This is a genomic window from Thalassolituus sp. UBA2009, from assembly GCF_002335285.1.
Taxonomy (GTDB): Bacteria; Pseudomonadota; Gammaproteobacteria; order Pseudomonadales; family Oceanobacteraceae; genus Venatoribacter; species Venatoribacter alkanivorans.
In genome coordinates this window covers 6,969-20,017 of the sequence record NZ_DDCJ01000066.1, presented here as the reverse complement: position 1 = coordinate 20,017, position 13,049 = coordinate 6,969, and the positions used below count along the sequence as shown (strand labels likewise).

The 13,049-nt window shown below is 53.7% G+C and carries 14 protein-coding genes; 5 read left to right on the top strand and 9 right to left on the bottom strand.

Features of this window, described 5'->3' with window-relative positions:
- Positions 1-248 precede the first annotated feature (248 nt).
- Positions 249-1,769, top strand: coding sequence for an aldehyde dehydrogenase family protein (locus B3P58_RS07725; protein WP_286716820.1), 1,521 nt, complete (start codon positions 249-251; stop codon positions 1,767-1,769).
- Between the two features lie 180 nt (positions 1,770-1,949).
- Here B3P58_RS07725 and B3P58_RS07720 read toward each other — a convergent pair whose 3' ends face one another.
- Entirely contained in the window at positions 1,950-2,327 is a 378-nt protein-coding gene (locus B3P58_RS07720) for an MAPEG family protein (RefSeq protein WP_286716799.1), read from the bottom strand.
- Positions 2,328-2,430: 103 nt separating this feature from the next.
- Here B3P58_RS07720 and B3P58_RS07715 point away from each other — a divergent pair, with 103 nt between their 5' ends.
- The 3 genes from B3P58_RS07715 to B3P58_RS07705 all read left to right on the top strand — a co-directional run bounded on the left by B3P58_RS07715 (position 2,431) and on the right by B3P58_RS07705 (position 5,266).
- Positions 2,431-3,318, top strand: coding sequence for a LysR family transcriptional regulator (locus B3P58_RS07715; RefSeq protein ID WP_230332764.1), 888 nt, complete (start codon positions 2,431-2,433; stop codon positions 3,316-3,318).
- 238 nt (positions 3,319-3,556) lie between these two features.
- A complete protein-coding gene (locus B3P58_RS07710) occupies positions 3,557-4,552 on the top strand; it encodes an LLM class flavin-dependent oxidoreductase (protein ID WP_286716796.1) in 996 nt (331 codons plus the stop codon).
- Between the two features lie 111 nt (positions 4,553-4,663).
- Positions 4,664-5,266, top strand: coding sequence for an SCO family protein (locus B3P58_RS07705; RefSeq protein WP_286716794.1), 603 nt, complete (start codon positions 4,664-4,666; stop codon positions 5,264-5,266).
- A gap of 32 nt (positions 5,267-5,298) precedes the next feature.
- Here B3P58_RS07705 and B3P58_RS07700 read toward each other — a convergent pair whose 3' ends face one another.
- From B3P58_RS07700 to B3P58_RS07685, 4 genes are read right to left on the bottom strand one after another with little or no spacing between them, the layout of a single operon-like run.
- Positions 5,299-6,210 carry a heme o synthase gene (locus B3P58_RS07700; RefSeq protein ID WP_145466552.1) on the bottom strand — a complete coding sequence of 304 codons (912 nt, stop codon included), beginning with the start codon at positions 6,208-6,210 and terminating at the stop codon, positions 5,299-5,301.
- Entirely contained in the window at positions 6,207-7,253 is a 1,047-nt protein-coding gene (locus B3P58_RS07695; protein WP_286716792.1) for a COX15/CtaA family protein, read from the bottom strand. Before B3P58_RS07695 ends, B3P58_RS07700 begins: the two co-directional genes overlap by 4 nt.
- Positions 7,246-7,815 carry a hypothetical protein gene (locus B3P58_RS07690; RefSeq protein WP_286716791.1) on the bottom strand — a complete coding sequence of 190 codons (570 nt, stop codon included), beginning with the start codon at positions 7,813-7,815 and terminating at the stop codon, positions 7,246-7,248. The genes B3P58_RS07695 and B3P58_RS07690 overlap by 8 nt, the downstream gene beginning before the upstream one ends.
- Positions 7,812-8,567 (bottom strand): SURF1 family protein, encoded by a 756-nt coding sequence (locus B3P58_RS07685; RefSeq protein ID WP_286716790.1) that lies wholly within the window; start codon positions 8,565-8,567, stop codon positions 7,812-7,814. The genes B3P58_RS07690 and B3P58_RS07685 overlap by 4 nt, the downstream gene beginning before the upstream one ends.
- On the opposite strand from B3P58_RS07685, the gene B3P58_RS07680 reads away from it, so the two are divergent.
- Positions 8,566-8,757 carry a DUF2909 domain-containing protein gene (locus tag B3P58_RS07680; RefSeq protein ID WP_286716789.1) on the top strand — a complete coding sequence of 64 codons (192 nt, stop codon included), beginning with the start codon at positions 8,566-8,568 and terminating at the stop codon, positions 8,755-8,757. The genes B3P58_RS07685 and B3P58_RS07680 overlap by 2 nt on opposite strands.
- 24 nt (positions 8,758-8,781) lie before the next feature.
- Here B3P58_RS07680 and B3P58_RS07675 read toward each other — a convergent pair whose 3' ends face one another.
- From B3P58_RS07675 to coxB, 4 genes are all read right to left on the bottom strand, one after another.
- Positions 8,782-9,639, bottom strand: coding sequence for a cytochrome c oxidase subunit 3 (locus B3P58_RS07675; RefSeq protein WP_145466557.1), 858 nt, complete (start codon positions 9,637-9,639; stop codon positions 8,782-8,784).
- Between the two features lie 21 nt (positions 9,640-9,660).
- Positions 9,661-10,206 (bottom strand): cytochrome c oxidase assembly protein, encoded by a 546-nt coding sequence (locus B3P58_RS07670; protein WP_145466558.1) that lies wholly within the window; start codon positions 10,204-10,206, stop codon positions 9,661-9,663.
- Between the two features lie 2 nt (positions 10,207-10,208).
- Positions 10,209-11,822, bottom strand: a complete 1,614-nt coding sequence (ctaD, locus tag B3P58_RS07665; RefSeq protein WP_145466559.1) for a cytochrome c oxidase subunit I — start codon at positions 11,820-11,822, stop codon at positions 10,209-10,211.
- A 62-nt stretch (positions 11,823-11,884) separates the two neighbouring features.
- Positions 11,885-13,045 carry a cytochrome c oxidase subunit II gene (gene coxB / locus B3P58_RS07660; protein ID WP_286716819.1) on the bottom strand — a complete coding sequence of 387 codons (1,161 nt, stop codon included), beginning with the start codon at positions 13,043-13,045 and terminating at the stop codon, positions 11,885-11,887.
- Positions 13,046-13,049: the final 4 nt, after the last annotated feature.

The window sequence follows — 13,049 nt, the reverse complement described above, 5'->3', positions numbered from 1 at the left end:
ACTTAGTGTTAACAGGCCCTGGTTTTAATTATTTTTTATCTGCTTGTTATGCGGGCCTGCCGGCCATGCCTTATGTCTGTCGCTGACAAAATTTCCGGCTGAGACTGAGCAGCATGGACGCTCAGCACAGTCATTCAGACGCTCAGGCAAGTGGTTAATCATCAGATCACATAGCCTGAACTCACACAACCCGCTAAGCCCAGACAAAAGTCCAAGGCTTGCGTGTGAACAATAACAAGGAGAACGCCATGATTTATGCCAACCCCGGACAGACCGGCTCGGTCGTCAGCTTTAAAAGCCAGTATCAGAACTACATCGGTGGTGACTGGGTTAAACCGGTTAACGGCCGCTATATGGACAACATCAGCCCGGTCAATGGTCAGGTGTTCTGTCAGGTACCACGTTCCGATGGCGCCGATATCGAACTGGCGCTGGATGCAGCCCACAATGCGGCAGCGGCCTGGGGCAAGACCTCCGCTACCGAACGCTCCAATATTCTGCTGCGCATTGCCGACCGTATGGAACAGAATCTGGAAATGCTGGCCGTAGCCGAAACCTGGGATAACGGCAAAGCGGTACGCGAAACCCTGGCCGCCGATATTCCGCTGGCGGTGGATCACTTCCGTTATTTCGCCGGCTGTCTGCGTGCGCAGGAAGGCACCATGGCCGAAATCGACGAAACCACCGTGGCTTACCATATTCATGAACCACTCGGGGTTGTTGGTCAGATTATTCCGTGGAACTTCCCGCTGTTAATGGCCGCCTGGAAACTCGGCCCGGCACTGGCGGGCGGTAACTGTGTGGTACTGAAACCGGCGGAGCAAACCCCGGCATCCATTCTGGTATTAATGGAACTGATCGGCGACCTGCTGCCACCCGGCGTACTGAATATTGTCAATGGCATCGGCGAAGAAGCCGGTCAGGCGCTGGCCACCAGCCAGCGTATTGCCAAAATTGCCTTTACCGGCTCCACTCCGGTGGGCCAGCATATTCTGAAATGTGCCGCCGATTTATTAATTCCAAGCACCGTAGAATTAGGTGGAAAATCACCGAATATTTATTTCTCCGACGTGATGCAGCACGAAGATGATTACCTGAGTAAATGTGTTGAGGGTATGACTCTGGCTTTCTTTAATCAGGGTGAAGTCTGCACCTGTCCGTCACGTGCATTGATTCAGGAGAGTATTTATAACGATCTGATTGAAATGGTCGTCGCACGGGCCGGAAAAATCATCCGTGGTAACCCGCTGGATACCGACACACAGGTTGGTGCTCAGACCTCGGAAGAACAGTACGAACGCATTATGAATTACATTGCCATTGGTAAAACCGAAGGCGCCAAAGTGCTGCTCGGTGGTAATGCCGAAGCGTTAAACGGCGATCTCAGCAAAGGCTATTACATTCAGCCAACCATGCTGTACGGCAAAAATGATATGCGTATTTTCCAGGAAGAAATTTTCGGCCCGGTAATCAGTGTGACTACCTTTAAAGACGAAGCCGAAGCACTGGCCATCGCCAACGATACCGAGTTTGGTTTGGGTGCCGGTGTCTGGACACGTGATATGAATCTGGCTTACCGCATGGGCCGTAATATTCAGGCCGGCCGGGTCTGGACCAACTGCTACCATGCCTATCCGGCGCATGCTGCCTTCGGCGGTTATAAAAAATCCGGTATCGGCCGCGAAACCCACAAAAAAGCGCTGGAGCATTATCAGCAAACCAAAAACCTGCTGGTCAGCTACAGCACCAGCCCGCTGGGTTTCTTCTGATCTTACCTGCGGCCTGCGGGCCGTACTTCCACTCTCACTATACCGCTGGCTGATCATTTACAGCATTGCCCGCTTCCCGGCGGGCACTTTTTTATCACGTCATCTGCTCCGGCTTTTTCACACAGCCTTCATTTGCGACTCCGGTAGTGAATTAAAAGGCCAAAAGGCCCTTTTTAATTCTTATAAATAACGGGTAATAAGCCATACAGAAGCGATGATCATAACAAGGCCATTGATTGATAACGCTAACTGGCGGAACAGCAAAGGCTCTTTCACCTGACTAACACCGTAAGCGTGAAACAGACGTCCAATCAATAACGCAAGACACAATCCATGAACCCATACCGCACTCATCCCCAGTGATTCCGCGGCAAAAATCAGAATCAATGCCAGCGGTACGTATTCCGCAAAGTTGCCATGTACCCGGATGGCTCTTCTGAGAGCTTTGTCTCCCCCATCGCCAATGGCCACCCGGGCAGTCTGCCTCAGGCGAATCACGCGAAAACTTAACAGGGTAAACACCAGTGAAAAAATGGCTATATACAGTGGAGCAATCATAGGAAACCTTGGCTATCAATCCGGCAGAAAAATATATTCTATTGATAACAAGCCGACAAACAGCAAATAATAGGCTTTTGGAAAAGAATAAGTTTTCTATGGTATGCACTATCGCCAGACACCGCCGATCCAGTATTTACCCGTATTCGAGGCAGCCGCCCGTCATCTGAGCTTTAAACGGGCAGCTGATGAGCTGTGCGTAACGGCCCCGGCGGTGGGACAACAGGTGAAGGCATTCGAAGCCTGGCTGGGCAAGCCACTCTTTCATCGTCATACCCGGCGCCTCAGTCTCACACGCGAAGGCGAGTATTATTTTGCTCTGGCCAGCGACATCCTGAACCGCCACCAGCAGGGCTATATTCAGTTTAAACGTCAGTTCGATGACAAGGTGTTTCACCTCAGTGCGTCGTTGTTTGTGGCACAGGAAGTCATCATGCCGAATTATCTGCGGTTTTCTCAGTATGTTCCCAATACAGAACTGCGTCTGGATGCCCGCGTATCATACGTCGACTTCGCTCTCCATCAGATGAATGCTGCGGTGCGCTTTGGTGAAGGTAACTGGCCCGACCTTGAGGCACGGCTATTGGCGAAGGGGTCGGTGTCCCCCGTGTGCAGTGAGACCTATTTATCTCAGCATGCCGATATGTCTCCGGATACTTTGTATCAGAACCGTTTGCTTTATTCTCTGCCCGATATGGATACATGGGGGCCCTATTTCTGGGGTTCTGATCGCTTACCAGAGCAGGAACCTGTTCTGTGTGACTCCTACCTGGCTGCGATCAAACTGGCGTGTGAGGGGGTCGGGGTCGCCTTGGGTATTTTTCCAACGATCAATAAGTGGATGGCGAAAAATGGCCTGGTACAGCCGTTTGATATTCGGGTAAACCTGAACCGGTCATTCTGGTTTGTATACCCGAAAGGCAGCAACGACCCCAGACTCGATCAGGCTTACCAGTGGCTAAAATGCTTATTCGAAGAAATGGAACGATAGCAAACCCAGTACATCCCAATAGCGGCGAACGTGCTGCCCGGCGAATAGTACGAAGGTAAATACCCTGTTTATGGGGTGTCAGTTGGACGCATCCATCCCTCCATACAGACAGACAGACACTCTGCTGTCACACCACCGTTGCCTGCATGCAACAAAGCTTTCCCGGATAACAGGCTGTAGCTGCCCGGCACCTGTGGCACTCTGTGCGCCTTTCATTGCATTCATGGCGGGCCACATTATGACCTCACTGGCAGATATTCCGTTTTCGCTGCTGGAGCTGGCGTCGGTGCCACAGGGTTTTACGGTGGCGCAGACGCTGGCCTCTATGCTCGATTATGCCCAACATGCCGACACGCTGGGCTTTAACCGTTTCTGGCTGGCCGAGCATCACAATATGGAAGGGGTCGCCAGCAGCGCCACCGCGGTGCTGATTGGTCAGGTCGCTGCACGCACGCAACGTCTCCGCGTTGGCTCCGGAGGCATTATGCTGCCCAATCACCCGCCGCTTATTGTCGCCGAACAGTTCGGTACACTGGATGCGCTGTACCCCGGCCGTATTGACCTTGGCCTTGGCCGTGCTCCCGGTACCGACCCGCTGACCAGCCGCGCCATGCGCCGTGACGATATGCGCGCCGAACATTTCCCGCAGGAAGTGGAAGAATTACAGACTCTGTTGGGAGCCGATGGCGCACACAAACGCGTTAAAGCTTACCCCGGCGCCAACAGTGCGGTAGAAATCTGGCTGCTGGGCTCCAGCCTGTTCAGCGCCCAGCTGGCCGCCGAGCGCGGTTTACCTTATGCCTTTGCCGGGCACTTTGCTCCGCGTCTGGCGCGTGAGGCGATCGCCCTTTACCGCCATCGTTTTCAGCCTTCCGCCACGTTGCAGAAACCACATGTCATTCTCTGCCTGCCACTCATCGCTGCCGCCAGCGACGATGAAGCGCGCTTTCTCGCCACCAGCAGTCAGCAGCGGATTATGGCGTTGATGCAGGGACAACCACTCTATCTGCCACCGCCGGTAGAAAGCATGGAAGGTATCTGGAATCCGCAGATTAAAGCTCAGGTCGATGCCTTTCTGGCACTGTCAGTCACAGGTGGTGCCGCCAGTATTAAGTCCAAGCTGCAGGCTCTGGTCAGCCAGATACCCGCAGATGAATTAATGTTCACCAACGATATTTTTGACCGGGAAAAACGTCTGCAGGCACTGCAGATTCTGATGGATGCAAAATCTTAAGGAGCTTCAGGACAGCAGCAGAATAACGGCTTAATCCATACGCCTGTCATACCCGGACGGGTTTAATCTGCTATACCTGATGCAGGCCATAAAACGTCATCAGGAGGCGGTATGCGCAAAGGATGGTTAATACTGACGTTGTTCTTACTGAGTGCCTGCGATAACTCTCCGATTGCCGGCAACCAGTTTTCGCCACTGCCCCAGACACGTGGCGAAGCTGAACAACTGCGCCAGCTGAGTTTAAAAACAACGGCCGGAGAGCGGCGCTTAAGCAACTTTGATAATCAGCTTCTGCTGCTGTTTTTCGGCTTCAGCCATTGTCCGGATATTTGCCCTACCACGCTGATGAATGTCAGCAAAGCACTGCAGCAATTACCACCCGAAACCGTACAACAGGTACAACCTCTGTTTATTACCGTTGATCCGGAGCGCGATACGATCGACGTACTGCGCCCTTATACCCGCCACTTTCATGCCGCCATTCTTGGCGTTCAGCCTGATACCGAACAACTGCTGCAACTGACAAAGTTTTTCGGGATTTATTACCGCAAAGTTGCACAGGAAGGGGCGCTGGAATACAGCATGGATCATTCTGCGCAATTACTGCTGAGCAGCAGCTATGGTCAGGTACTGGGGGTACTCGACCCACATATGCCTGCCGATGAACTGGCGCTGTGGATCCAGGGGGCGGTTGCCCGGCTGCAGGCGCAATAATCTGAGATGCGCCCGGATATTGAACAGCGGCCTCAGAAAACCGGCAGGCAATGATCCAGCAACAACGCCGCAAAGCAGTAAAGAATATAACGGATCGAAAACCAGAACGCCTGAATCGGCGCCTGCACCGAGGTGGCGCGCCATACCCGCCAGTTAATCTGCATAAAGCGGATATTTAACGGCACAATCAACAACAGATACACCAGCCCCGACATACCGCTGACGTAAGGCATCAGTGTCATCACCACCGTCAGCCAGGCATACAGCCATATCTGCAAACGGGTAAAACCTTCGCCATGGGTAATGGGCAACATAGGTACTCCGGCACGGCGGTATTCATCCTGTTTATGAATCGCCAGCGCCCAGAAATGCGGTGGCGTCCAGGCAAAAATAATCAGCACCAGCAGCAATGCATCGGCTTCCACACGATTGGTGATTGCCGTCCAGCCGAGTAACGGTGGCGCCGCTCCGGCCAGTCCGCCAATGGTAATATTCTGTGGCGTTGCGTGTTTTAAAAAGCGGGTATAAATCAGCGCATAACCCAGCAATGCGGCCGCTGTCAGCGCCGAGGTCAGCGGGTTCACCTCAAGCCATAACAGACTCAGTCCCAGCAGTGACAACAGGCTGGCATAAAGCGCTGCTTGCCAGGGCGGAATACGTCCCTGTGCCAGCGGACGTTTTGACGTACGCAGCATTAAACGGTCAAGCCGCTGATCCAGCAAATGGTTAAAGGCCGCTGCTCCCATCGCTGCCATAGCGATACCCAGCGTGGCATATATCACCCGCCCGATATCCGGTAATACCGGTGTCGCCAGTACCATGCCGACCAAAGCACAAACCAGCATCACCAATACCACCCGCGGCTTACCCAGCTCCCAGAAATCCCGCCACTGCGGGCGGGTTAACTGCCGGCTGCTTTTTTCTGCTAATACCAGGCTGCTCATATCACTTCCTCCGCCAGATGCCAGGTTTTCTGCCGTTGATTTACGGGCTCTGTTTGCCGCGACCAGATCAGACCGCAATACACCACAGCCAGCAGCAATAACGCCGCACCGGCGGTATGCAGCAGCGCCGGTGGAAACGGCAACGACCAGACCACCAGTACAATTCCAAGACCCACCTGCAGCAGATACAGACCGAGACAACAGAGAACCGCACGCCTCTGCTCACTGCGCTGCGCCTGCCAGTACAGCGCCAGCAAGGTCAGCCCCAGCGCCAGCGCCACCAGCCGGTGTGTCCACTGGATCGCACTGCGCGCGCTGGCATGCAACTGGCCATATAAATAATCCGGGCCGATTGATTGAGTAAGGTGAAAGGCGCTGGAAAAATCCATCTCCGGCCACCACTGGCCATTACAGGTGGGGAAACCAATACAGCCAATGCCGGCATAATTACTTGATGTCCAGCCACCCAGAGCAATCTGCAATACCAGTAACAACAACGCCAGCCACAGCATCCGCGGCCGCCGCGCCATCGGCACCTGCTTTACTGCGCTGGACACTGCAGCAGCCTCAGGCTGATGCACCCGCCAGGCAATAAAACTGAGTAACAGCAGACAGCTGAAACCACCCAGCAGATGCAGGGTCACCACCTGGGGCCAGAGTTTCAGTGTTACCGTCCAGGCACCAAAGGCGCCCTGCACAATGACCAGACCCAGCAGTAACGATGTCCAGCGCAGCAGTCCCGGTGCCTGAGTGCGGGCTCGCCAGCTGAAGAACACCAGCAGCATGGCCATCAGCCCAAGGGAAGCTGCCAGATAACGGTGAATCATCTCCATCCAGGCCTTTTCTGCTTCCAGCGGTGCGTGAGGTGCAAATTGCGCAGCGATATGAGCCTGCGGGACGACTAAGCGGCCATAGCAACCCGGCCAGTCAGGACAGCCCAGACCCGCATCCAGCAAACGGGTTGCAGCGCCCAGCATCACCACGGTAAAAGCCATAAAGGCGGCCAGCAGCGCCAGCGTGCGCACTATTTTCAGATTATTCATAGCGCTCCTCCGGCAGAAGATGGCTGTTGTGGCCGGCGGATTGCAGCGCCAGGGTTTCCGCCTGCATGCTGCTGAGCGGATTGCGCCTGAACAGATAGCGTACGTCGCGCAGAATGTCTTTGATGCTGCTGTCAGCGCTATAAGCCAGCACGATATTGCCTTGCGGATCGGCCAGCCAGATATCCTGCGTCAGAGCGGCCGGAACCTGCCAGACAAGACGCTGCCCACCGGGAGGTAAGGTGTTCTTCGCCTGTGTGCTGCTCAGCTGCCAGCGTTGCAGACGCGGAGCATCGCGCCCCAGTGTGCGGTGTAAGCGCCATAAACTGTCATCCAGATCACAGGGCGCCGACGTGCAGCGATACAGCAAATGCCAGCGCCCATCCTGCAGCGCCGGGGCCGGAGTCAGCGCCCACTGACTCAGCGGCGGAATATCCGGTACCAGCTCACCATGCGCGACGCGTGCTTCAGGAATGCCAATCTGCCAGTACCACATCGCCAGTGCCGCCGGCACGGGAGCCATTAATAATCCCAGCAATAACAGTAATTTTACCCGGCTACTCACAGCCACCTCCTTTTTGCCTTCAGAGTGCAGACCCGCACCCGCTGAGCTTTCAGCTTTGGCCGGTAACGCCAGGCCAGAGCCAGTGCCGCCAGTGCCAGTAACAGCCATTGAGCGGCGTAACCCAGGTGCCGCTCGCGGCTGACGCTAAGCGGCTGCCACCAGCGGCCACTGCTGCCGTTATCCAGATGCAGTACGCCGGGTTGTAAATCCAGTTGCGGCCAGACATCGGTACGCAGCTGCTGAATACGCTGACCATCATCGTTAGCCCCGAGTAATAAGCCGCGCCTTCCCTCCAGAGGCTGCCAGTACCCCTGCAGATGCTGCAGTGTTAAAGCGGTATCCGGCCAGGGTTGTGGTGCGCGGCTGCCCGCCGTTGCCACAAAACCACGATCCACCAGCCACCAGCGGCCATCGGTACTTTGCAAAGGAGTGATCAGCGCCAGTCCAACCTGACCATTCAGTGTGCGGTTATCCAGCCAGCGGTTAAATTGCGGATAAAAAATACCCTGTAATTGCAGAGCCTGATTCATCTGCGGCAGGGTTTGCGGATTAACTTCAGTTATCAGCGGCGCCGCCTGCCATTGGCGTTTTTCTTCTGCCCGCTGCCATTGCCAGTTAGCCAGCCCCAGGCCCATAGCCCCCAGCAATAACCAGCCGCCCCACCAGACAGAAATACGCCAGCGCTGTTTGCTGCGCGCGCGTTTATCTGCTGTGCTGAGTACTGTTGTTATCACAACCTGAGGAATCGCCATGCTTAAGCTCGCCATCCTGTTGTTATTTGCCGCTATGCTGATCAGCCTGCTTGCCGCCGCCGGATTTCTGGTACGTGACGGCTCACGTTCACAGCGGGTACTGACTTCGCTGACCTGGCGGGTCTGTATTGCCGTGGTGTTATTAGCCCTGTTGTTTTACGGATTTTATTCCGGGCAATTACCCGACTGAGCGTCATGTTGCTGAGGCGATGCCTCAGACAACGTAGACAAAAATAAATAATCCCAGCCACACCACATCGACAAAGTGCCAGTACCAGCTGGCCGCCTCAAAACCAAAATGCGAGCGTGGCGAAAAGTGGCCACGCCATAAACGCAGCAGAATAACCGTTAAGATGCAGGCCCCTAACGTAACGTGCGCGCCATGAAAACCGGTGAGTAAAAAGAAGGTGCCGCCATACACCCCGGCCTGTAAGGTCAGACCCAGCTGGGTATAGGCTTCAACATATTCAATACCCTGCACAACCAGAAAACTGAAACCCAGAATCAGAGTAAGCAGCAGCCATAATTTGGCATTATTACGCCGGTCTTTTTTCAGGGCATGATGGGCGATGGTCAGCGTGATACTGGAGCTGACCAGCAGCAAAGTATTTAGCAAGGGCAGGTGCCAGGGGTCGATAACTTCTGCCGGGCCAGTAAAGGCATCTGATGGTGTTTTTAACAGCGGCCAGCTGGCGCTGAAATCCGGCCATAAAAGTGCACTGATACCTTTTTCACCTTCGCCGTCCAGCCAGGGTAAAGCAAACACACGGATATAAAATAAGGCGCCGAAAAAGGCAGCAAAAAACATCACTTCGGAAAAAATAAACCAGGCCATTCCCATGCGGAATGAGCGATCCATTTGCGCATCGTACAGGCCACTGCGTGATTCATGAATGACATCGCGAAACCAGACAAACATCATCACCAGTACACCAGCGACTCCAGCCAGAAAAATACCGAAGCCATGGCCAAAGCTGAGACTGGATGCTGCGCCGACAACCAAAAAAGCCAGCACAACCACCATCAGAATCGGCCATTTACTGCTGGCCGGTACATAGTAGGAACCACTCATTGCAACCTCCCGGTCCTGATTTCAGGGGCCAGTTTGCGGATACAGGGTATAGGCCAGCGTCAGCCGGTGCAGATCTTCGGGTAAATCCGACCGGATCTGAAAGACCACCGGCACTTCCAGGCTTTCTCCGGCAGCCAGCTGCTGGTCGTTAAAACAAAAACACTCGAGCTTCAGAAAATAATTTGAGGCCTCCGCCGGACTGAGACTGGGCACAGCCCGCGCCCGCCCTGTCGTACTGCCCAGATTCTGCATACGGAACCACATCTGATGAATCTCTCCCGGATGTACCGCTTTATGGCTCAGCGTTGCAGAAAAATGCCAATCCATTCCCGCAGCAGTGCGGGTAATCATCTGTACCTCAATATTGCGTTGCTGGTCGATACCCGTGGATTGCAATACCCGGGCAGAATTAACGCCCTTGCCATTAAGGCCTGTCAGTTCGCAGAACACATCGTAAAGTGGCACCAGTGCGATGGTAAAAGCCACGCTGCCTGCCAGCATCAGCAACAACCACCACAGGGTACGGCGTACTCCCTGTTGCTGACGGTTTAAAGGCAGGCTGTTCATGCTTATGCCCGTCCTGGCGAATCACGTTCCGGAATAAATTCCGGTGGCGTGGAAAAGGTATGCAGCGGCGCCGGACTGGGCACCTGCCATTCGAGCCCTTCCGCACCTTCCCAGGCTTTATCCGGTGCAGGCTTGCCACCACGCACGCAACGCACCACAACCCAGATCAGCAATAACTGCGAAATACCGAACAGGAAACCACCAATGGAAGACAGCAAATTAAAATCAGCAAACTGCAGGGCGTAATCCGGAATGCGTCGCGGCATACCCGCAAGTCCGGAAAAGTGCATTGGGAAAAAGGTTAAATTCACACCAATTACCGACAGCCAGAAATGCCAGCGCCCGAGGGTTTCATCCGGGTAGAATCCGGTCCACTTCGGCAGCCAGTAATAAACACCGGCAATAATGGCGAAGACTGCGCCGGGAACCAGCACATAATGGAAATGTGCCACCACGAAATAGGTATCGTGATACTGATAATCCGCCGGCACTATCGCCAGCATCACACCGGATAAACCGCCAATCGTAAATTGCACAATAAAGGCGAGGGTAAACAGCATGGGGACTTCAAAACTGATAGAACCATGGAATAACGTGGCCACCCAGTTAAATACTTTTACCCCGGTTGGTACCGCAATCAGCATGGTCGCGTACATAAAAAACAGTTGCGCCGCCAAAGGCAGTCCTACGGTAAACATATGGTGTGCCCAGACCACGAACGACAGAATGGCAATGGATGCTGTGGCATAAACCATCGAGCGGTAACCAAATAAACGCTTACGGGCAAAGGTCGGTACGATCATAGAAGCGATGCCAAAAGCCGGAAGAATCATGATGTACACTTCCGGATGGCCAAAAAACCAGAACAGATGCTGGAACAGAACCGGATCACCGCCACCGGCAGCATTAAAGAAACTGGTGCCGAAATTAATATCCAGCAGCATCATGGTTACCACACCGGCCAGCACCGGCATCACCGCCAGTAATAAAAAAGCGGTGATCAACCAGGTCCAGACAAAGAGTGGCATATCCATCAGTTTCATCGCCGGAGTACGCATATTCAGAATAGTGGCGATGATATTGATGGCCCCCAGAATGGAGCTGATACCGGCCAGATGAATCGACAGAATAAAAAAGTTAGTCGATGGCGGTGCGTATGTTGTCGACAGCGGAGCATAAAAAGTCCAGCCAAAATTCGGGCCGCCACCTTCCATAAAGAGACTCGACAACAGTAACGAGAACGCCAGCGGCAGTAACCAGAAAGAGAAGTTATTCAGACGTGGTAAGGCCATATCCGGTGCACCGATCTGCAACGGCACCATCCAGTTAGCCAGCCCGACAAAGGCCGGCATCACCGCACCAAACACCATGATCAGACCGTGCATAGTGGTCATCTGATTAAAAAATTCCGGCTGTACCAGTTGTAAACCCGGCTGAAAAAGTTCAGCCCGGATAACCAGCGCCATAGTGCCGCCGATAAAAAACATGGTCAGGGAAAAAATCAGGTACAGTGTGCCGATTTCTTTATGATTGGTTGTCAGCAACCAGCGTTTAAGTCCACTGAGCTGTGGCGCATGGGCGTGCTCTGTTGCGCTGCTGTAACTGTTGCTCGTCATGACTCACCTCATCAGTGTTCCATCTTTTTATACCGCATATCGGCCTGCGTGTTATCTGCGGATTATTCCGTTGGTTTAAGCTTTTGTTTTATCTCGGCGGGTTGCACAACATCACCGGTGTTATTGCCAAAGGCGTTACGCTCATAGGTAATTACGGCAGCAAGATCGGCGGCCGATAACGTACTGCCGAAGGCCGCCATTGCAGTACCTGACTTGCCGTAAAGTACCCGCTCGATATGCGTGTTGCGGCCTTCAGCGGTTATCGCAACCTGACTGCCGGCCAGTGCCGGAAATGCCGGAGGAATACCTTGCCCGTTAACCATGTGACAGGCCGCACAATAAGTGTTGTAAACCGTTTCGCCCTGAGCCATCAGTTCAGGTAACGTCCAGTCCCGTTCATTACCGGCGGCTTTTTCTGCAGCCTGCTGTTTTTGTTCACTCAGCCAGAGCCGGTAGTCTTCTTTGCTTACTGCTTTAACCGTAACGGGCATAAAGCCATGCAGACGACCACAAAGTTCGGTGCACTGCCCACGGTAAATTCCGGGTTCGTCTATTCTGGTCCAGTTTTCATTCACGAAACCGGGAATTGCATCTTTTTTAACGGCCAGTTGTGGCACCCACCAGGAATGAATTACATCGTTTGAGGTCAGCAGCAGACGGATTTTGGTATCGACCGGTAACACCAGCGGCTGATCAACTTCCAGCAGGTAGTTCTCGCCTTTCTGCTCTCGGCCATCAATCTGCTCAGGCGGAGTCGCTAAGTTGGAAAAGAAGCTGATGTCTTCCCCTAAATATTCATAATGCCAGCGCCACTGATGACCGGTGATCATCACATCCATTTCAGCTTCGCTGGTATCGTAAATTTTCCGCAGTGTGGCCGTTGCCGGAATCGCCATCACCACCAGGATAACCAGCGGAATCGCCGTCCAGAGGATTTCTACCAGAGTATTTTCGTGGAAGTGAGCAGCCTTTGCGCCTTTGCTTTTACGGTAGCGGATCAGTGACCAGAACATCACGCCGAATACAACAACGGCAATTACCACACAGATCCAGAAGATGATCATATGCAGCGAATACACTTCGCGGCTCATATGGGTAACGCCAACGGGAAGATTAAGATTGCTGTCGCCGTAAAGATTTTTGGCCAGCAACGGATGACTGAAAAAGACGACAGGTATCCATAACACGGCATGCCAAATCCGGTTGAGCCAGACTCCCGTCATAACC

Excerpts from the sequence above, each read along its gene's own strand:
- B3P58_RS07725 (WP_286716820.1), top strand. The coding sequence starts at position 249 with ATGATTTATGCCAACCCCGGACAGACCGGCTCGGTCGTCAGCTTTAAA.
- B3P58_RS07720 (WP_286716799.1), bottom strand. The coding sequence starts at position 2,327 with ATGATTGCTCCACTGTATATAGCCATTTTTTCACTGGTGTTTACCCTG.
- B3P58_RS07715 (WP_230332764.1), top strand. The coding sequence starts at position 2,431 with ATGCACTATCGCCAGACACCGCCGATCCAGTATTTACCCGTATTCGAG.
- B3P58_RS07710 (WP_286716796.1), top strand. The coding sequence starts at position 3,557 with ATGACCTCACTGGCAGATATTCCGTTTTCGCTGCTGGAGCTGGCGTCG.
- B3P58_RS07705 (WP_286716794.1), top strand. The coding sequence starts at position 4,664 with ATGCGCAAAGGATGGTTAATACTGACGTTGTTCTTACTGAGTGCCTGC.
- B3P58_RS07700 (WP_145466552.1), bottom strand. The coding sequence starts at position 6,210 with ATGAGCAGCCTGGTATTAGCAGAAAAAAGCAGCCGGCAGTTAACCCGC.
- B3P58_RS07695 (WP_286716792.1), bottom strand. The coding sequence starts at position 7,253 with ATGAATAATCTGAAAATAGTGCGCACGCTGGCGCTGCTGGCCGCCTTT.
- B3P58_RS07680 (WP_286716789.1), top strand. The coding sequence starts at position 8,566 with ATGCTTAAGCTCGCCATCCTGTTGTTATTTGCCGCTATGCTGATCAGC.
- B3P58_RS07685 (WP_286716790.1), bottom strand. The coding sequence starts at position 8,567 with ATGGCGATTCCTCAGGTTGTGATAACAACAGTACTCAGCACAGCAGAT.
- B3P58_RS07675 (WP_145466557.1), bottom strand. The coding sequence starts at position 9,639 with ATGAGTGGTTCCTACTATGTACCGGCCAGCAGTAAATGGCCGATTCTG.
- B3P58_RS07670 (WP_145466558.1), bottom strand. The coding sequence starts at position 10,206 with ATGAACAGCCTGCCTTTAAACCGTCAGCAACAGGGAGTACGCCGTACC.
- ctaD (WP_145466559.1), bottom strand. The coding sequence starts at position 11,822 with ATGACGAGCAACAGTTACAGCAGCGCAACAGAGCACGCCCATGCGCCA.
- coxB (WP_286716819.1), bottom strand. The coding sequence starts at position 13,045 with ATGACGGGAGTCTGGCTCAACCGGATTTGGCATGCCGTGTTATGGATA.